General features: G+C 42.9%; 19 protein-coding genes. 8 read left to right on the top strand and 11 right to left on the bottom strand.

Annotation, left to right across the window (positions count from 1 at the left end; all coding sequences use genetic code 11):
* Positions 1-118: 118 nt before the first annotated feature.
* The 6 genes from EAG18_RS10710 to EAG18_RS10685 form a co-directional block, all read right to left on the bottom strand.
* The gene (locus EAG18_RS10710) at positions 119-1,933 is read right to left on the bottom strand and encodes a DEAD/DEAH box helicase (RefSeq protein ID WP_125252371.1); all 1,815 of its coding nucleotides are present in this window, start codon (positions 1,931-1,933) and stop codon (positions 119-121) included.
* 130 nt (positions 1,934-2,063) lie between these two features.
* Entirely contained in the window at positions 2,064-2,327 is a 264-nt protein-coding gene (locus EAG18_RS10705; protein WP_125252370.1) for a GrxA family glutaredoxin, read from the bottom strand.
* A 92-nt stretch (positions 2,328-2,419) separates the two neighbouring features.
* Positions 2,420-2,698 carry a peptidylprolyl isomerase gene (locus EAG18_RS10700; RefSeq protein ID WP_125252369.1) on the bottom strand — a complete coding sequence of 93 codons (279 nt, stop codon included), beginning with the start codon at positions 2,696-2,698 and terminating at the stop codon, positions 2,420-2,422.
* A gap of 60 nt (positions 2,699-2,758) precedes the next feature.
* Positions 2,759-4,822 carry a TonB-dependent receptor gene (locus tag EAG18_RS10695; protein WP_125252368.1) on the bottom strand — a complete coding sequence of 688 codons (2,064 nt, stop codon included), beginning with the start codon at positions 4,820-4,822 and terminating at the stop codon, positions 2,759-2,761.
* A gap of 109 nt (positions 4,823-4,931) precedes the next feature.
* Positions 4,932-5,414 (bottom strand): TlpA disulfide reductase family protein, encoded by a 483-nt coding sequence (locus tag EAG18_RS10690; RefSeq protein ID WP_125252367.1) that lies wholly within the window; start codon positions 5,412-5,414, stop codon positions 4,932-4,934.
* Between the two features lie 82 nt (positions 5,415-5,496).
* Positions 5,497-7,218: a lysophospholipid acyltransferase family protein gene (locus EAG18_RS10685; protein WP_125252366.1), complete on the bottom strand. Its 1,722-nt coding sequence runs from the start codon at positions 7,216-7,218 to the stop codon at positions 5,497-5,499.
* Positions 7,219-7,333: 115 nt separating this feature from the next.
* Here EAG18_RS10685 and EAG18_RS10680 point away from each other — a divergent pair, with 115 nt between their 5' ends.
* Positions 7,334-8,260, top strand: coding sequence for a glyoxylate/hydroxypyruvate reductase A (locus tag EAG18_RS10680; RefSeq protein WP_125252365.1), 927 nt, complete (start codon positions 7,334-7,336; stop codon positions 8,258-8,260).
* A 100-nt stretch (positions 8,261-8,360) separates the two neighbouring features.
* Positions 8,361-8,492 (top strand): hypothetical protein, encoded by a 132-nt coding sequence (locus EAG18_RS22360; protein ID WP_263972618.1) that lies wholly within the window; start codon positions 8,361-8,363, stop codon positions 8,490-8,492.
* Between the two features lie 63 nt (positions 8,493-8,555).
* On the opposite strand, the gene smrA is transcribed toward EAG18_RS22360, so the two are convergent.
* Entirely contained in the window at positions 8,556-9,137 is a 582-nt protein-coding gene (gene smrA / locus EAG18_RS10675; protein ID WP_125252364.1) for a DNA endonuclease SmrA, read from the bottom strand.
* Between the two features lie 105 nt (positions 9,138-9,242).
* Entirely contained in the window at positions 9,243-9,482 is a 240-nt protein-coding gene (locus EAG18_RS22355; protein ID WP_125252363.1) for a hypothetical protein, read from the bottom strand.
* Positions 9,483-9,843: 361 nt separating this feature from the next.
* Here EAG18_RS22355 and EAG18_RS10665 point away from each other — a divergent pair, with 361 nt between their 5' ends.
* The 6 genes from EAG18_RS10665 to EAG18_RS10640 all read left to right on the top strand — a co-directional run bounded on the left by EAG18_RS10665 (position 9,844) and on the right by EAG18_RS10640 (position 17,177).
* A complete protein-coding gene (locus EAG18_RS10665; RefSeq protein WP_125252362.1) occupies positions 9,844-11,451 on the top strand; it encodes a diacylglycerol kinase family protein in 1,608 nt (535 codons plus the stop codon).
* Positions 11,452-11,605: 154 nt separating this feature from the next.
* Entirely contained in the window at positions 11,606-13,009 is a 1,404-nt protein-coding gene (locus tag EAG18_RS10660) for a sigma-54 dependent transcriptional regulator (RefSeq protein WP_125252361.1), read from the top strand.
* A gap of 16 nt (positions 13,010-13,025) precedes the next feature.
* Complete coding sequence (locus EAG18_RS10655) at positions 13,026-13,241, top strand: histidine kinase (protein WP_125252360.1); 216 nt, start codon at positions 13,026-13,028, stop codon at positions 13,239-13,241.
* Complete coding sequence (locus tag EAG18_RS10650; protein WP_275557271.1) at positions 13,238-14,722, top strand: ATP-binding protein; 1,485 nt, start codon at positions 13,238-13,240, stop codon at positions 14,720-14,722. The genes EAG18_RS10655 and EAG18_RS10650 overlap by 4 nt, the downstream gene beginning before the upstream one ends.
* Positions 14,712-15,161, top strand: coding sequence for a response regulator (locus EAG18_RS10645; RefSeq protein WP_125252359.1), 450 nt, complete (start codon positions 14,712-14,714; stop codon positions 15,159-15,161). The genes EAG18_RS10650 and EAG18_RS10645 overlap by 11 nt, the downstream gene beginning before the upstream one ends.
* 57 nt (positions 15,162-15,218) lie before the next feature.
* Positions 15,219-17,177, top strand: a complete 1,959-nt coding sequence (locus EAG18_RS10640; protein WP_125252358.1) for a response regulator — start codon at positions 15,219-15,221, stop codon at positions 17,175-17,177.
* Between the two features lie 20 nt (positions 17,178-17,197).
* Here the strand turns inward: EAG18_RS10640 and EAG18_RS10635 are convergent, their stop codons facing one another.
* Genes EAG18_RS10635 through EAG18_RS10625 form a run of 3 tightly spaced genes read right to left on the bottom strand, consistent with a single transcriptional unit; the run spans position 17,198 to position 18,202 of the window.
* Positions 17,198-17,452 carry a hypothetical protein gene (locus EAG18_RS10635; RefSeq protein WP_125252357.1) on the bottom strand — a complete coding sequence of 85 codons (255 nt, stop codon included), beginning with the start codon at positions 17,450-17,452 and terminating at the stop codon, positions 17,198-17,200.
* The gene (locus EAG18_RS10630) at positions 17,436-17,873 is read right to left on the bottom strand and encodes a hypothetical protein (RefSeq protein ID WP_275557270.1); all 438 of its coding nucleotides are present in this window, start codon (positions 17,871-17,873) and stop codon (positions 17,436-17,438) included. Before EAG18_RS10630 ends, EAG18_RS10635 begins: the two co-directional genes overlap by 17 nt.
* Complete coding sequence (locus EAG18_RS10625; RefSeq protein WP_125252356.1) at positions 17,873-18,202, bottom strand: DUF883 C-terminal domain-containing protein; 330 nt, start codon at positions 18,200-18,202, stop codon at positions 17,873-17,875. The genes EAG18_RS10630 and EAG18_RS10625 overlap by 1 nt, the downstream gene beginning before the upstream one ends.
* Between the last annotated feature and the right edge of the window lie 616 nt (positions 18,203-18,818).

Below are 18,818 nucleotides of genomic sequence, written 5' to 3'. Positions count from 1 at the left end.
AAAATTTTTGTCTTGTTATCGACAAGGTTTTCTCGCCTCAAAATAGACCACTTAATTAAGAAAATTGGTATTAAATAAAAAAACCGCTCAGTTGAGCGGTTTTTCTTAAGAGCGTAGATTAAGAAAAGCTAATTTCTTTTCTTTCGCGTCGGTCTCTTCTTTGACCTTCTGAGCGACGCTTATCACCGCCGCCACTACGAGGGTCTTTGAAGCTGCGCTTGCGATCTCTTGACTCTTCACCTCTGCCCTGACCTTGATCGGCTGGGTGGGTGCTCTTGGTCATGTTCATAGGGCGTTGGCAAATATGAACGCTCTTGAAGTGGCTAAGTACGTCAGCTGGCATGTTTTGTGGTAATTGTACCGTACTGTGTTCGTTGAACAGACGGATTTCACCAATGAACTTGCTAGAGATATCTGCTTCGTTCGCAATAGCACCAACAATGTTCTTAACTTGAACACCATGCTCACGACCCACTTCGATACGGTAAGTGTCCATAGGGCCTGCTGCGCGATCACGGCTACGAGATTTGCGTTCACCACGCTCGCCACGGTTACCGTCTCTATCTCGGCGGTCGCCGCGACGATCATCGCGCTCTCTACGCTCACGTTGTTGAATTTGAATATCTTCAACTTTTAGTGGTGTCTGTTGCTGTGCAAGACATAATAGCGCTGCTGCTAAGTCTTCTTGGCTCAGCTCTAGCTTTTGAGCAAGGCCTGAAGCCACTTTTGAGAAGAACTCAATGTCTTTGTGCTCAAGCGCTGCAGAAATCTTAGTCTCTAATGCACCAATACGCTTTTCTTCAACCACTTTTGCACTTGGTAATTCAACCTGTGCGATATCTGAGCGCGTATGACGCATGATGTTCTTAAGTAAATAGCGCTCGTTGTTCTTAACGAACAAGATTGCCTTACCTTGGCGACCAGCACGGCCTGTACGACCAATACGGTGAACATAAGCTTCACAGTCTTGTGGGATATCGTAGTTAACAACAAGGCTTAGACGCTCTACGTCAAGGCCACGTGCTGCAACGTCAGTTGCGATAACGATATCTAGTAGGCCATTCTTAAGGCGGTCTACTGTGCGCTCACGTGCTTGTTGGTTCATGTCACCATTAAGCGGTGCTGCTGAGAAACCTTCACGCTCTAGTAACTCTGCAAGCTGAACAGTATCATTACGTGTACGTACGAACACGATAGCACCGTCGTAATCTTCCGCTTCTAAGAAACGTACGATCGCTTTGTTTTTGTGTGCAGTTGCACGCCAGTAAACTTGCTCGATCGTGGATACTGTAGAGTTACGCGGAGTGATCTTAACTTGTTCGGCATTGTCTAAATACTTATTACAGATTGATTGGATCTGCTTAGGCATAGTCGCAGAGAACAAGCAAGTTTGCTTTTCTTCAGGTGTTTTTTCCATGATGCTTTCAACATCATCGATAAAGCCCATGCGTAGCATTTCATCTGCTTCATCAAGTACAAGCGCATTAAGACCTGAAAGGTCAATGGTCTTGCGGTTGATGTGGTCAATCAAACGGCCTGGTGTAGCCACAATAATTTGGGCACCACGACGTAGAGCACTTAGCTGAATGCCATAGCTTTGACCACCATAAAGCGCGAGTACTTCAACGCCTTTAGTATATTTAGCATATTGCTGAAATGCTTCAGCAACTTGAATAGCCAGCTCACGCGTCGGCGTAAGCACAAGAATTTGCGGTTGTTTAACGGATGCGTCTATTTGGTTTAACAATGGCAGTGCAAATGCTGCCGTTTTACCTGTACCCGTCTGCGCTAGTCCCAGTACGTCTTTTCTTTCTAGCAATAACGGTATACATTGAGCTTGGATCTCAGAAGGTGTTTTATATCCTTGCTCTTCGACTGCTTTTRAGATTGCAGGAGAAAGGTCTAAAGATTCAAACGTAACTGGTTCTGACATTAATGCGCCTCAACTATTTTAAAGAGGCGCGCATTGTACAGGAAAGCCACAGCAAATGCTTGCATAAAATCACACTATTTTATATGTGACTGATATTGGTTAAAATTTAACCTAATCAAGTTTGCAAAGTTTATTGATAAAGGCCTAAATTGGCTTTTGCGTATGCTTCAAACTCGGTAAAGCCACCGATATGATCTTGATCGATAAATATTTGAGGTACAGTGGGGCAAGGTTTACCAGCTGACTTCTCTAAGTCGGCTTTGCTCACGCCTTCTTTAATAATGTCGACATAACGGAAGTTAAAATCATCGCGTTCTTTTGTTAATCGTTCTGCAACTTCTTTAGCTCGAACGCAAAAAGGGCAACCTTCACGACCAAAAATAACAGTAAACATATTCTTTCTCCTCTAATTGAATGACTACAGTATAGAGGAAGCATCCTGAAGGTAAATTGTATTAAAGTGATAGTGCTAATCTAAAAAATCGATTAGCTTCTATAAACCGTTTTAATGAGGTGAAAACCAAATTTAGTTTTTACCGGACCATGTACTTCAAATAACGGCTTTTTGAAGACCACATCGTCAAAGGCCTTTACCATCTCTCCTTTATTGAACTCGCCTAGGTCACCACCACGCTTTTTTGAAGGGCAGAGGGAATGTTGTTTAGCCAACTTGCCAAAGTCAGCACCTTTGGCAAGTTTGGCTTTAATCGCTAAACACTCTTTTTCGGTTTTGACTAGGATGTGATAGGCGCACGCTTTAGGCATGAAAAGACTCTCATTGTAAAAATAAAAGCGATCATGCAGGGCTTGTGCGCCTGTGGCAAGTTAAAATGTTACACTAAAGCCGATAGAGGGGCGCATTTCAAAGTCATCATTTTCCTCTTCGATTACTAAGTCGTTGACTGAGTTAACTTTGTCATAATCAAGGTCGACATAGGCGGTGTTGTCTTGTCCGTATGCGTTCATTAGCTCTAAGATGAGTTTGCCATCAAGGCCAAATAATGTCGTCTTACGCTCAAAGCGAATATCTAGGCGGTGATAAGTGTCAAAGCGCTCTGAAAATGGGTCGCCATACACGGGCAAATAGCGGTTCGCAAATTCAGGGTTCTCTTTTACTCCCACAATCGGGGTGTAGGCTTGACCGCTGCGTGCGGTAAAGTTAAAGCCTCCAGACCACTTTTCGCCAAAGTCATAGTGAAGCACGGCATTAAGAATAAAAGGGGTATCGGCATAGTAGTCACGCTTAATGCCGGTTAACTCATCCTCACGCTCACTTTTTGCGAGACTGACAGCAACCCAACCATACCAGTCATCGGTTTTGTTTTTGTTAACAATAAAATCAACACCGTAGGCTGTACCGGAAGTCCCATTGATGTAGTTTACTTGAGATAAAGGAGCACTTTTAGGCAGATCATCCATGGTCTTATAATAGGTCTCAATAGAGTATGACCATTCATCTTTAAGTTCCTGCTTGAAGCCTAAGGTATAGTGCGTTGAACGTTGGGCTTCAAGGTCTGGGTTACCAACCACAGGTAAAATATATTCAAGGTCTTGAATGCGGCTGTAGGTGCCTGCCTTGGCTGAGATCACTGTGTCATCGTTATAGAAGTAATTGAGCGCAAGGCGCGGATGGACAATGGTCTCATCACTGTAGTCATAATATTCGCCTACTATTCCTAATTCACTTTGCCATTTTGGGGAAAACTGCCAAACGTGATTAAGCCCAATAAAGGCAGAATCTGTTCCAGCACTCGATGTGCCCTTAATTCTTTCACCTTTATTTAGGTCGCAGTCGGGGTCAAACTCGGTGCAAACATAATTAAAAGCGTCGTAGCGGTAAGTGGACTTTTTGTCGTAATAGCCAGCATCTGCTATTAGGCGATGCTCTTTATTAAGCTTATAATTTGCGCGAATTTTATAGCTGAGCTGCTCTTCTTCAAAATTTTCAAAGTAGCCATCAGATAGCGTCGCACGCTGCCCATATCGCATTATGGCTTTATGATTCAAATACCCCACCCCAGTACGAATGTGTAGATCTTTAGCGTAATGATCCCACAGTATGTTCTGGCTGTTGAATTTACGAGTGTAGCGAGCGTCACCTTGATACTCTGGGGTTTTAAGTGCAAGGTGCGATGCACCTGAAAATCCAGCGGCTACTGAGTCCTCTGCACCATTGATATTTATCGTGACCGAATTATTTGCGTTAATATCCCACAGCCACTTCGCTTGATAATCGTGGTCATCAGGTGGATCGTTAATGGTTATTCCCGTCGGTTTGCCATCATCGTCCTCCAGCTCTTCGCCATCATTGAAAAAAAGCGGTAGGGTACTTTTTCTGGCTGAGACATAGAATGCTGAATTTTCCGTTGCTTTACCCTCAACGAAGATACCAGCGTTAAACATGGTTAAATCTAGTGTGGTGGCAATATCTTGGTATTTTGGATTACGCAGCGTGACGTCAAACACGGCACCAGTGGCATTGCTGTAACTGGTACCAAACCCAGCAGAGTTTAGCTGAAAATCTTGAATTGTATTGCGGTTGAAAATGGAGCTGCCAAAATCATGAAAAATATACCCAGCAGGCATAAAGTCCACTTCAAAGATATTATCATCAGGTGAAGAGCCCCGCACCGCAGGTGCGCCCATAGAGCCACCTGCAGCAACCACACCAGGTAAGGCAAATGCTGCCCTGAGAGGGTCGCCCATGGCTCCTGGCATATCTACAAGTTTTTGTGCATCTTCGGTAATTTCTGAAATAACGGAGCTGCGTTTGTAGATAACTTCAATGTGTTCAATTTTATTTTCCTGTGCTATTGCGCTATTTGCGAGGGTAGTGCAGAGCACCAGGAGTGAAATTTTGCTGAGCGTAAAGTGTGGAGCGTGGCGCATGGTAGGCTTCCTATTCATCCTTTGTTAAGATGTGCGTTAGCCTAAATGAAATAAATGTTGATTAGCTTCAGAGAGTTGTAATTAACTGTAAGAGGTTTGCCGACGTTTCTTACAATCTCGCTCGGATCCCTATCTCAGAAGAGTAGCCAACCGAGCGCTCGGTGATCATAAAATTTTCATCAAGTACATAATACGTAGGGTAAGCCTGTACTTTATAGTCTGTTGCTGTGGCCTGATCACCGAGTAACACTGGCATCTCTAATTGTAGGTCGCTGACAAACTTTGTTACTTCTTCAGTCGAGCGATAATCCAGTGCAATCGCCACCGCTTTGACTTTGCCTTGCTGATGTAATTTGTCAATATTCGGCATGCTCACCCGACATACGCCACACCAAGGTGCAAAAAAATACACGACGCTTTGTTGCCCTTTGAGTTGAATAGAGGAGTAAGTTTGCTTGGACTGCAACATGGGAAGATGAAATGGCGGTGCCATTTGCGCTCCTGAGTCGGGCAGCATGTTTCTTTCTTGGTAGGCTGAAACGGCGAAAAACACCAGCACAATGACGAAAGCTTGGCCAAGTAGTTTGAGCATATACATGATCCCATGATAACAACATACGACAATAAAGACCGCAGTGTAGCGACCTTTATTGCATAGGACCAACGTTTTGGGGTTAACCGTAAGGGTTATCACCCAGATAGCGTTTTGCTTTTTGGTCTTTCAATTTAGCTAAGTCAACGAGTACCAGACCATCGATACAGTTATTAAAGTCGGGATCTATACTAAAGCTCAGAAAGTTGACCCCTTGCGCTTCGCACAGCTCAGTATACTGTTTAAATAAGGTCGGTACTTGCGCGCCCATATTCGCGAGAATATGTTTGAGCTCAGCAAAGTCCTCTTTAATATCACTGCCACAAAATATTTGCTGATAGCGTGTAAGTTGATCGCTAGTTAGTTTCATCTCATTGTTAGGCGTGGCGATGCCCTCTAAATTGCAGAAGTAATGTTGGTAGTGATATACCAGCATCGCTTTGGCTTCATCAGGTAACGCATTTGATAAGCTTACCGCACCGAACATGTAGCGGTGCTCAGGGTAACGCTTAACAAATGCACCAATGCCATACCAAAGATAATCTAAGCTCTTTCGTCCCCAATATTTTGGCTGTACAAAACTGCGACCAAGCTCTAGCCCTTTTTCAAAATAAGGAGTCATGGCTTCGCTGTATGAGAATAGACTGTCTGTATAAAGTCCTGCTTGACCATGCTCTTCTATAACGTGTTTAGCGCTGGCAAGGCGATAAGCACCAACGAGTTCGAGTTGTTTTGTATCCCATAACAACAAGTGGTGGTAGTGCATATCGTATTTATCGATATCACGACGATTTCCACTCCCTTCTCCTACTGCTCTGAACGCGATTTCTCTTAAGCGCCCAAGTTCCCTAAATACCACTGAGCTACCAGTATAGCGATAGACATATATTTGCATCCCGTCGGGGGTTTCTCCTATACATTCACAGGCTTCCACCGCCTTTTTAAGCTCTTTACGATTTTCTGGCATCGCAATCGGTGTTTGAGTTTTGAGTGGAAGGGGCTTTTTACTCGCTAGCCGATAAAGCTGCTTACGGATCAGTGCGACAATTTCTTTGTCTTTGAGATTGTCAATTAGGTAAGACTCAGGGGGGATGCTTGCACCTATTTCAAATTCTAATGACTTTTGCCTTTGTTTAAACATCTCTTTTACCAGTAGCAAGCTGGCTAAAGGCTTATAAATCATGCTTGTGCCGTAAAACAGCGGGCTGTTTTTAGCTTTAATAAAAATAGGTAAAATGGGACAATTGGCTTTTTTAGCCATGCGCAGAAAGCCTGAGTTCCACTTACAGTCTTTAATGCCTGTTGGACTCAAACGAGAAACTTCCCCTGCAGGGAAAATAAGTAGTGCTCCTTCAGACTTTAGGTGATTTTGGATATTTGCAAGCTCTTGCTTTTTACTGGCACCAGATAGGTTATCCACGGGCAATAGCAAAGGGTGCATTGGTGTAACCGACATCAGCATGCGATTTGCAACTACTTTAAGATCTGGCCGTATCTGTGCAAGTACTTTTATTAGGGCAAGGGCATCCAAAGAGCCAATCGGATGATTTGCAACTATTACGACAGCGCCTTCGCTGGGAATGTGCTCAATTTGTTTTGGTTTAAAGCGAGCATCGAAATCTAATTCATCGAGGACTTGTTCAACGAACTCGAGACCCTCAAGGTGAGGGTATGTGTCGGCAAAAGCGACAAATTCTTGTTCATGTAATAAATAACCAAGTCCTTTTTTTACTAAACCTTTTACTTTAGGGGAGTTTTCAAGTTGCGGAAGATTTGCTTCAATGACTTTATCTACACTGATCATTTTTCATCACCTGTTGGCGCTTTTTTGCAAGAGTAAAAACTATTAATGACAAGCATGTTGCATTGGTATGTCATTTACTTTGCAGTGATAGTGTGTAATAACAAAAAGGAATCATATGGCTTTACTTATCTGTGTTACTGGACGCAACAATGACAAATTAATCGCTAAACTGAGCGAGCTTTTGCCAAAACAAACGATACTCCAGTGGCCTGTTGATGATGCAAGCTTACTAGCGAAGGTTGAGTTTGTGTTGGCATGGAATGCGCCTGAGGCATTATGGTCGCAGCTGCCTAATCTAAAAGTGGTGCATTCCTATGGTGCAGGCATTGATAGTATTCCGGTACAACTATTACCACCGCACGTAGAGGTTGCACGTATTGTTGATCCAAACCTAGCTGATGATATGGGCGAATATGTGCTTGGTCACATTTTGAGTCACAAGCTCGGTATCAATATGTATCTTAAGCAACAGGCTCAACAAGCGTGGAAGCCCCGTAGAGCCAAGTCAGGCAGAACGGTAGGTATTATGGGAATGGGTCAGCTTGGCTTAGCTGTGGCTGATAAACTGAATGCTAATCGATTTACCGTAAAGGGGTGGTCGAACTCGGTGAAAAGTCTTGAAGGGATAACACACTTTTGCGGTGACGCTGAGCTAGGTGCATTTTTACAGGACTTAGATTATCTCGTCTGTTTATTGCCACTTACGGAACAAACAAAAGGTATCCTCAATGCCAAAGTTTTTGCTGCCACTCCAGCTCATTGCGTACTAATAAACGTTGCTCGAGGCCTGCACTTAAATGAGGCGGATTTACTTACAGCTATCACTCAAGAGACTTTTGGTGGAGCTGTTTTAGACGTATTTGAAACAGAGCCTTTGCCAACAGGGCATGCTTTTTGGTCACACCCTAACATTACCGTGACTCCTCACGTTGCTGCATTAACAAGTTTATCTACAGCTGCACTGCAAATTGCAAATAACTATCTTGCGATGACAGAGGGTAGGGAGTTAATGCACATAGTGCAAAAGAAAAAGGGCTACTAGAGAGCTGAAGACACGGATAACACTGTATAAAAAAACATCTTGAGAGTTTATGAATGATGCATTAATTTAACAAAAAAACAATAATAAAAAGGTCTAGTCCATGAAGCAAAGTCAAGGTGGCGCGAAACTATCAATAGTCGTCGTTTCGGTTATTTTGTTAGGGGTATCTGCGTGGTTTAATCAAGCAGGTGCCAGTGAGCTTCAAAGAGAGACTGTTACCTTGGGAAAATGACAGAGATGAGGAACAGCATCTGTCTCAGAGGCAAATAGCCGAAGCTCTTCGGCTATTTGGGCTTTAGCGCTTGGCGTGACGCTCTCTGTTTTCTTGTTTCTTTTCTTCGCTCTTTCTGAGTAGTACATAAGTAGAACCACTGCCGCCGTGACATTTTAAAGCGGAATGAAAGGCCAGCACTTGTGGAATTTCTTGCAGCCATTTGTTGGTGTAGCTCTTTAACACGGCTGGAAATGGCTTACTGTTTAAACCGATCCCGTGTCTTATCAATAACACTCGAATGCTTTTCGTATGACAGTCAGTAACGAAATTAAATAAAGCTTGGCGAGCCTCATGAAATGGCTTGCCATGTAGATCTAAAGTCGCATCAATTTGGTACTTACCTAATCTAAGATTTTTATAAACCCCATCCTGCACCCCACTTTTTTTGAATGCGAGCAGGTCATGAGGATCGAGAAGATCAACATATTCTGTAGAGAGGTAGTTGGGATCGAACTCAAGTTCTTGCTCTGCTGCCTTTCGTTTTGCGAGTTGTGAAATGGTAGGTTCGTTTTTGATACGGCGCAATTGTGCTTTTTTATCTTGGGCGAGCGGAGTTACGTCGCCCATGGATGCCAAAAATAGCTCTTCATCAGTCATGGCCATACTGCTTCTCCATTAACAAGCAATGATAGCCATGATTTTAGCGCACCAAATTAAATTATGGAACTAGTCGCTGGGAACTAGTCGCTGGGAACTAGTCGCTAGGAACTAGTGAACTTCTAGTTGACCGAAAGTATAGACTTTAAAAAGATAAAATGTATTTATCAGAATCAGGCTAAGGTTAGAAATCACACTAGTGTTCATCAGATCAAGGCTAAACGAGATAAAAAGTACGCCACATGCGCACACAGCAGCTACTCTTAGTAGCATTTTATGGTTAATAAAAAAGGCACCAAAACCTAAAGTCAGTAATACTAAGTTAAGTAGCCAGTCGAGCTCGTTTGCCATTGTCTGTTTGGTTCTCCAAATATGTCTAAAGGATCGCCATTATGGTGATCAATAATGCTTCATTCAACTGATAAATTTTATAATTATCGCATTAGAAATTTTTATGAATTAACGTCTGCTGAATAGTTATGTACACAATTTTGCATAAGTCGTGCTGAAAGTATTATTAGGTGTAAGGGGTTGAGCAAGGATAACGTGTGGATTTGCTTTTATGACTATGATTGTAATAGAAAAAACTTTTTATCAGCGTGGATTAATATATGAATATATATACTAAGGTTTAATTACGAGAGTGTATTATAGAACCCTGAAGCGTGAGCAGAATAAGCTGAGCGCTATAAAAAATAATTAAGGAAAGGCAATGAAAATGCTCAAGTACTATTTGTTAGCTAGCTGCGTACTGGCTGCGCTGACAATATACAGTTTGGGATCATGGCTAATGCTACCATTAGCTTGGTTTACTGTGTCAGTGTCGTTAGTCACTTTTGCTTATGCGACGAACTATCCACATATATTTAGAAAGCATGGAACAGGAACTATTCCATGGTATGTCACTTGGCTTTTCTGGCCTTATCTTGGTTTTGTGCACTTGTATAATGCAATAGAGCGCGGCAGGGATGTTGTAGATACATTTCAACCGCTAACAGAAGATCTTTTTGTTGCTTGTCGACTTTTCCCAAGTGATGTGGATATGCTCAAAGCGGAGGGTATAGAAGCAATTTTAGATGTAACAGCCGAATTCGACGGCTTAAACTGGTCGGCAGAGCAACAAGGGTTACACTACTTAAATATCCCCGTGCTCGATCATCAAGTACCAACACCAGAGCAATTAGCTCACGCAATGGCATGGATAGAGGCGCAACATAAACTCAATCGTAAAGTTGTGGTGCATTGTGCGCTTGGTCGTGGCCGCTCAGTGTTTTTTTGTACGGCATATTTGTTGTTGACCAACCCACAATATAGTGTTCGTGAAGCTTYAGAAAAAATTCAAAACCAACGGGAAACTGCGCGATTAAACAAGCAGCAACTAAGAGGGCTGACAAAGCTCCATCAAAGCAAAAACTTCTCTCATGAGTTAAGTGCAGTGTTAATTGTTAACCCTGTATCGGGCTCAGGAAAATGGTCTGAATACGAAAATGAGATAGTTGGCATGCTGACTGAAAAATATCGCCTGTCGATTAGTCTTACAGAAAAAGACACTGATGTTTCAGTGCTTGCCCAAGATTTGGTGTCACAGGTTCAGCCCCACATTGTTATTGCAGGCGGCGGAGATGGAACATTAGCCAGTGTCGCTCATGGTATATATCAACAAGATACCTTGTTTGGCATTCTACCACTTGGCACCGCAAATTCTTTGGCAACCGTGTTACTTGGTCCGATGTCAAAGCTTGACCCTGTTAATCAATCGTGTGAAGCCATTTTAGCGGGGAAAACCAAAGCGATTGATATCATGCACTGTAATGGCAGAGCCGCCCTATTAGTTGCTGCAGTTGGTTTTGGTCAGGAAATGATCGAAAGAGCAAGCCGCGAGGAAAAGAATCACTCGGGTCAACTGGCGTACATTCGTGGTTTGTGGCAAGCCGTCAGCGAAAATAAACCCTTTGAATGTCAAGTGAGTTTTGATGGTGGTGAGCACTTTGCGATGAAGTGTGTTAGTCTAGTCGTTGCTAATGCCGCGCCAAAAACGACAATACTCGCTCAGGGTCATGGCGAGCCTATTTACGATGATGGTCTGTTAGATGTTACCATTTTACCTGCTGAGCCCTCAGGCGCTCAGAATTTAACTGTCGCTGAGCTCATTCTTCCAAAATTAGATGACGCATCATCTAATATACGCACAGCTCAGTGTGAAAAAATAAATATCGCATTTGCGACGGAGCAGCATTATGCGCTCGATGGCGAAATATTAAGTGCAAAAGACATTGAAATTAAGATCCACAAGCATGCACTAGACGTAACGGTACCTTAAGCAGTAAAAAACGTGTAATTCTAACTAGCATGATGAAAAGTATAAAATAAGGTATTGTTACGGTAATTCAAAATAGTTACTTGAGCCGTCAGATGTGGCGTGATTAACGAGGCTTTGTGGGATCAGCATTTGAGCAGTAGAGAGAGGGACTCAATTGAAAACCGTATTATTAGTTGATGATGACCATGACTTTGCCGATTTGGCATGTCGGATAGTAGAGTACCTTGGCCATCAAGCCTGTGTCGCCAGTGACCTTGCCGCAGCTAGGCAATGGCTTGAAAGCCAGCACTTTGATCATATTTTCTTAGATTTTATGCTACCAGACGGTAGTGGTTTACACCTAGTAGATGAGGTGAGAGCCGCTGGCATAAACACACCAATCACTATGGTTACTGGGCACCCATCTGTTAAAACTGCGTTGTCACAACTGTGTCATGATGGTCTGCATTACCTAACAAAACCAGTCGATGCAGACGACTTTAGAAATGCGCTGAGTCCGGTGAAGCAAAAAGTAAAACGCAGTGAAAGCCAAGCACATTTTGGTGTGTTGTTGGGTGAATCAGCAACAATGCAGCATCTTTATAAAATGATTGAGCGAGTAGCGCGTACAGATGCCAACGTCATGTTAATGGGGGAAAGCGGTGTCGGTAAAGAAATGTTCGCCAGAGCAATTCACAATGCGAGTGAAGTTGACGGTGAACTAGTCAATGTGAATTGTGGAGCAATTCCCAAAGATCTTATCGGTAGTGAACTGTTTGGTCATGAAAAGGGCGCCTTCACGGGGGCAAATGCGCAAAAGGTTGGGGTATTTGAACAGGCATTACACGGCACGTTATTTCTCGATGAATTGACAGAAATGCCGATAGAGCAGCAACCCAACTTATTACGGGTATTAGAGACGCAAACCGTGACGCGTGTAGGTGGGACCAAACCAATTGATGTGCAGTGTAGAGTTATATCGGCAACCAACCGAAGTGTTGAAGATATCGCTACTAATGATGTGCTTCGTGAGGACATTTATTTTCGACTGGCGGTATTTCCTATTCATATCCCCCCCCTAAGAGACAGAAAAGAGGACATACCGCTACTGGCAGAGCACTTTCTTCAAGGGCTAAATAAGAAAGGGAATAGCAACTTTGTGATAAAAGCAGCCGACATGGATAGGTTGGTTGAATATGACTGGCCGGGTAACGTAAGGGAGCTAAAGCATACAATCCATCGAGCCTATATTATGGCTGATTTGGACGAGCACTATCTCGTTTTTGATGCCAATTTTGCCTCACCGTTTGCGCAAGCTAAACGCATGGTTGAGCATGCCCAAGCTAATCAAACTTCGGTGCCACCACAAGTCGGCAGCTCTAGCCGAGTGCACAGTGCAGCGATGCCTACACCAGAGGTGAAACCAGGTAAAACAATTGAAGAAGTTGAAAGGGCGCTTATTTACCAGACCCTAGAGTCGGTTGATGGCAATAAAACATTAGCCGCCAGAATGTTAGGGATCAGTACCAAAACACTATATAACCGCTTGAATGCCTACGAGGGAGAAGCACAAGCGTAAATGAGCAGGAGGAATAATGAAACCACTTGATCGAAGCGAACTTGCCACAGTAGTACATGATGCGCGCAAACCTTTGAATCAGATCTCTATGAATGCGGAGTTGGTTAAGTTGATAGTTACTCAGCCTAACTCGGAGCAACAGATAATTGATATAGCTAACACCATTATCAAAGCGACAAAAGAGTGTAGTGAATTATTGCAGATGCTGGTGGAGCAAGGAAGTGATGAGTGAACAAAACTGACAAGTCAGGCCGCTTGATGAATTTAAGTAACAGAATAGGGTTCATTTGGGTCGCTGTTTTAGCAAGTGTAGGCGTCGTTGCATCTAATGCGATGATAGGGTTTAACAATGTAAAAGAGCTAAACCTCGTCCAAGAGAGTATTCGCAATACCAGTGAAGTGATGATGTCGTTGGACCGGCTACATATCGCGATGTTGAATGCTGAAGCGGGTCAGCGCGCTTTTTTAATCTCAAATCAAGAAAGCGATTTAATGCCGTTTAAGCGTGCGCTATCTGATTTAGATAGCAGCCTACTTAAGGTCGCTCAAAGCCGCTCCGAAAGTGAAGTGCAACAACAAAAAATTAATCAGTACGTAAATGGAGTGAAAGAGCGCTTTACCGCATTGCGAAGCACAATATTGGTCGCGCGCAGTGCAGCGGAAGTGAATGAGTCTCGCTTACTTGGGCGCACCATAGAGTCGGGTGGCGCATTGCGAGAAGCGTACACAGACATTATGTCTGCTGAGGCAGATATTAGAACAGTGCAGCTCAATCAGCTCAAACGGGTACGTAAAGAAGCGCAAATTAACATCGTAGTGTTCACTTTACTCAGTGCAGTGATGATATTTGCTATCCTGACTTTGCTTATTGTTAACTTACGCAGTGCTAAAAGAGCAAAAGTGGAGCTTGAGAAAGCAAATAGTGAACTAGAAGAGAAAGTTAAGGCAAGAACAGATGTACTAGAGCATTATGCCGAAGAGCTGAACCGAAGTAACCGAGAACTGGAAGACTTTGCCTTTGTTGCTTCGCATGATCTTCAAGAGCCACTGCGAAAAATTCGTGCCTTTGGTGACAGAATCGAGAAGAACCACAGCGAGCAGCTTGATGAAAAAGGTAAGGACTACTTAGCTCGAATGACAAGCGCAGCAAAGCGCATGTCAACGCTTATTACAGACTTGTTAGAATTATCACGAGTAACAACCCGTGCAGAGCCATTTGAATCACAAGACCTAAACAAAGTGATGCAGTTTGTGCTGGATGACCTCGAAATAGCGATAACAGAGAGTAATGTGATATTAAATGTAGCGCCATTGCCAACAATAAAATGTGATGCAAGCCAGATCCATCAGCTCTTCTTAAATTTACTCTCAAATGCAATTAAGTTTAGAGTGGAAGGGCGTGACCCAATTATCACCATTGATGTCGAGCAAAGTGCACTTGCGACGCAGGACGCTTTTACCTTTATTATTGAAGATAATGGGGTTGGCTTCGAAGCTGAATATGCGGAGAAGATTTTCTCGCCGTTTCAGCGCCTTCATAACCGCAAGCAATACGCCGGAACTGGTATCGGTTTAACCGTATGTCGGCGTATCGTTGAGCGACACGGCGGTGTGATAGCTGCAAACAGTGAAAATGGTAAAGGTGCAAAATTTACAATTACTTTACCTATCGAACCCGCACCAATGATCCAGGAACTAAGAAATGAACTATAAGAAATCGCAACCAATTCATATTTTGATGGCAGATGATGACGAAGATGATCGCCTACTTGCTCAAGACGCCTTAGAAGAAAGCCGAGTGTTAAATGCTTTTCAGTTTGTGAGAGATGGCGTTGAGCTTTTAGAGTATTTAAGAAATGAAGGTGATTTTACCGACAAGGTGAAGTACCCAAGACCAAATCTTATTTTATTGGACTTAAATATGCCCAGAATGGATGGTCGAGAGGCATTACAAGAGATCAAAAAAGACCCCAAATTGCGCTCTATTCCAGTGGTGATATTGACAACTTCAAAAGAAGAAGAAGACAAGCTTAGAGGTTATGACTCGGGTGCCGCGTCATACATCACCAAGCCGGTAGACTTTGATGGCTTGGTCGACCTTATGAAAAATTTAGGAAAGTATTGGATTGAAATAGTCGAATTGCCTAATTAATTTGTATTGCACATTTGTTATTTTGGAGCAATTAGCATTATGTCAGTGGAGGGCGATATGACTAAAGACGCTGTGAGTGAAATCAATGTCTTGCTTATCGAAGACGATGAAGATGATTACATTCTAACGCTGGACTACTTACAATGTATTCCTAATTTTAAGTTTAATTTGGTATGGCAAAGTCAATATCATCAAGCGTTAGATGCGCTGGAAGGCAATACGTTTGACCTTTGTTTGCTTGATTATCAACTAGGTGCACAGACGGGGTTAAGTGTTTTAGAGGAAGCGAGGAAGCGTCAGGTTCATACGCCGATCATCATGTTAACAGGGCAATCTGATGAAATACTGGATAATGAGGCCTTGCGAGCTGGTGCTGAAGACTTTGTACTTAAGTCTGAAATCAGTAGTCCACGTTTTATTCGCTCTATTCGTTATGCCTTAGCACGTAAAGAACTGGAGCGTGAAAGGTTAGAAAGGTTGCGCGTTGAATCAGATAGTCGTGCGAAAGACCGGTTTTTAGCACATCTTAGCCATGAGTTGAGAACCCCTTTAACTTCCATTCTTGGATATACAAATTTATTACTATCGCGAGAAGAGCTACAAAATATCAAACCAGAGCTGTCTATAATCAATAATAATAGTGAGCACTTACTTAATTTATTGAATGATGTGCTGGACTTGTCCAAATTGAAGGAGAATAAACTTGAGCTAAACAAGCAAAACACGTGCTTAAATAGCTTTTTGAGCGACTTGTATAGCTTATTCAGAATGGCAGCTGCTAAGAAGGGGTTAAGCTTCAGCATTGTTGCGACAACACCACTGCCACAAGACATTGAGGTGGACAAAACTAGGCTCAAGCAGGTGTTGATTAATATCATTTACAACGCCATCAAATTCACCAGCTCAGGTTTTGTCACTGTAGAAGTTACTTTTACGCAACATCATAGGTTGCAATTTAACGTAGTTGACACTGGCATTGGGATCCCAGAAGAAAAAATAAAACGGATATTTAAGCCTTTTGAGCAGGTACAAAATGTCACTACGCGAACCAATGAAGGAGCAGGGCTTGGGCTGGCTATTAGTTCGGCTCTGATTAAACTGATGGGTGGAGCACTCAATGTAGAGTCTACGCTGGGTGAAGGGAGTAAGTTTCGCTTTGATATTGCACTCAATGTTGATGAAACACTAGAGCTTGCACCGCTGTCATTGAATAAAATGCACAATGACAATGACTGTTCACTTCCTTCTGACTTACAGGGACATATTCTGATAGTTGAAGATATTGGTGAAATTCAAATGTTATTGCGTACCTTAATTGGACAAGTGGGAGCGACTGCGGATATTGCCAACGACGGTGTAGAAGCGCTCGCTTTGTTAGAACGTGATGCTGCAAAATACGATTTGGTTTTGATGGACTTACACATGCCACGCATGGATGGTCGCGATACTATTGTCGCCGTGCGTGAGCGAGACATCAACTTACCCGTTGTTGCGTTAACCGCTGCTGCTCAAAAAGGCACTAAAGAGGAGCTGGTGGCGCTGGGCTTTGATGACATGATGAGTAAACCTATTAATGTATCTGACTTGGGACGGTGTCTGACGGAGTATCTCTCAGGCGAGCAGCGGAATTCTTCAGCCGAGATAAAAGAGCCTCCCAATGCGCTGACGTTTTTAGTTGTTGAAGATGATAGTGACACCAGAAACTTACTGACATTACTGCTTAATTCACTTCAAATAAATGTGGTATCAGCTGACTGCGCCCATAGTTGCTGGCAAGAGTTTAGTAGTCATAGAGAAGGTTTTTTTGATGCAATTTTATTGGACATTGGTCTGCCAGACAAATCAGGTCTGACATTGGCAAAAGAAATAAAAGCGCAATCACCAGAGCAGTATATTGTTATTGCCAGTGGCTATGACCCTGAACCAGAAAAGCTAGCTGAAGCAAAAATTGATGATGTCATGCTAAAACCTATTACCTTGAACGACTTGAAAGAGATTCAAGAAAAATTGCCATGAATTTGGAAGTGGCACTGGGCTTAAATTAATCCTTGTGCCACTCTTTGGAGTAAAACGAGTTTTCGAAGCGCCCCAATTCGTCCATATTTAGCGCTAAGCGCGCCAAACAAAAATGCAGATAACATGCCTTGTGGTGAGCTCATCGTGTCACTCACCGCCTTATCCACCCTAATTTGCGTGAGCCGGGCTCGTTGCTTCGCATCAATCAGTTTACGCTTTTGTGCCACAACGTCTTGTTGTAGCTTGTCGACAATAAACTCAGCGAGTTTTGTCATTGCTGCCTCCCGTGTCTGCGAGCGTTACATTAAATCCAGAAGTCAACTCGGTGATGCTATTGTTGAAGAGCTTTAGCCCTGTGACTATCAGGTAGTAGATCACAGCAATATTAATAGTTAACACCACTCCGGCTGAAATAAACCAACTAAGACCTGCATAAGTAAGTGCATAAGCAAATAATACATGAAGGCTTGCCCATACCATGGCGGTAAGTATTAGTGAAAAGCAAATTAGCCCTAGTGCGATACACAAGGTCTTTAAATTGGCGCGAAACTTTGCACCAAATAGATTAAGCTTTGACTCTAGAATATGCTGATAACTTAAAAATAGTGATGTCAAAGCTTGTTTTAACTCAGCGAGCGCTGGAGCGCGCTCGTGAGGTGCTTGACTATCTCTGGTGTGAGCTTGGTCCTGCATCATTATTTTTTCCTCAGTAACATAGTTGCCAACATACCTAGAGAGAAGGCGATCCCTGCAGTTTTAACCGGGTTTTCTTCTGCATATTTTTTAACAGTAGAGTTATTCCATGCTTGGGTTAACTGCTTGCGCTTAGCATCGATGGTTTCACCTGAGTGATGGCTCTTTTCTCGTAATGTGGTCTCCGTACGTGAAGCTGAGGCATGGAGTGAATCCACGGACGCATGTAAAGAATCAGCAATCTGATCTGTTAACGGGTGACTTGAGTCTTGGCCATTGGCTTTTGGCCCATTAGTATTTTTTGCTTCTGATTGATTAGCTTGGTTACTCATAACAGCTCCTTATTTATTTAATTCACAGTTACAGTTGCAAGTGTTTTGCCATTATTTAGTTGTTAAAAATCAGTGGTTTATAAATGTGCTCTGAAGTTTGAAGCGTAGGAGTTACAATTTGTGTAAATATTGCCTGGAAGAAGTACATGGTGTGTATAGTTACCGACTAGTATTAATACTTACTCGATTGGAAGGCGAAAACTGACGCTCACTGTGCTAAGACTTGCTTATCTTGTAACAACTAAACAGCAAGGTTTCTCTAGTCTACTGAATATAGGTAGCTTGGCGTGAGCAAGATGTGCTGCGGTGCTGTTGACAAGGTGTCTCACTTCAAACTAGATGACTTGATTTAGGTAATAGGTACAAAAAGGGCGCTATCAGGTGATAGCGCCAAACCTAAGCTCTTGATAATACAGCAAGGAGTGAGTCAAAGGGGAAATAATCGGGAGGCTATATTAATACCAATTAGCCCTGTTACTTGCTCAATTTGATGGAGTGAACCTGACGCTCACTGCGTTGTCTACAAGGTTTTTTCGTCTCAAAACAGACCACTTTATTAAGAAATAGGTACAAAAAGGGCGCTATCAGGTGATAGCGCCAAACCTAAGCTCTTAAT

This window comes from Pseudoalteromonas sp. J010 (genome assembly GCF_003934235.1).
In the GTDB taxonomy this organism is placed as follows: Bacteria; Pseudomonadota; Gammaproteobacteria; order Enterobacterales; family Alteromonadaceae; genus Pseudoalteromonas; species Pseudoalteromonas peptidolytica.
The sequence above is the reverse complement of the archived record's forward strand: the minus strand, read 5'-3'. Positions and strand labels throughout refer to the sequence as shown.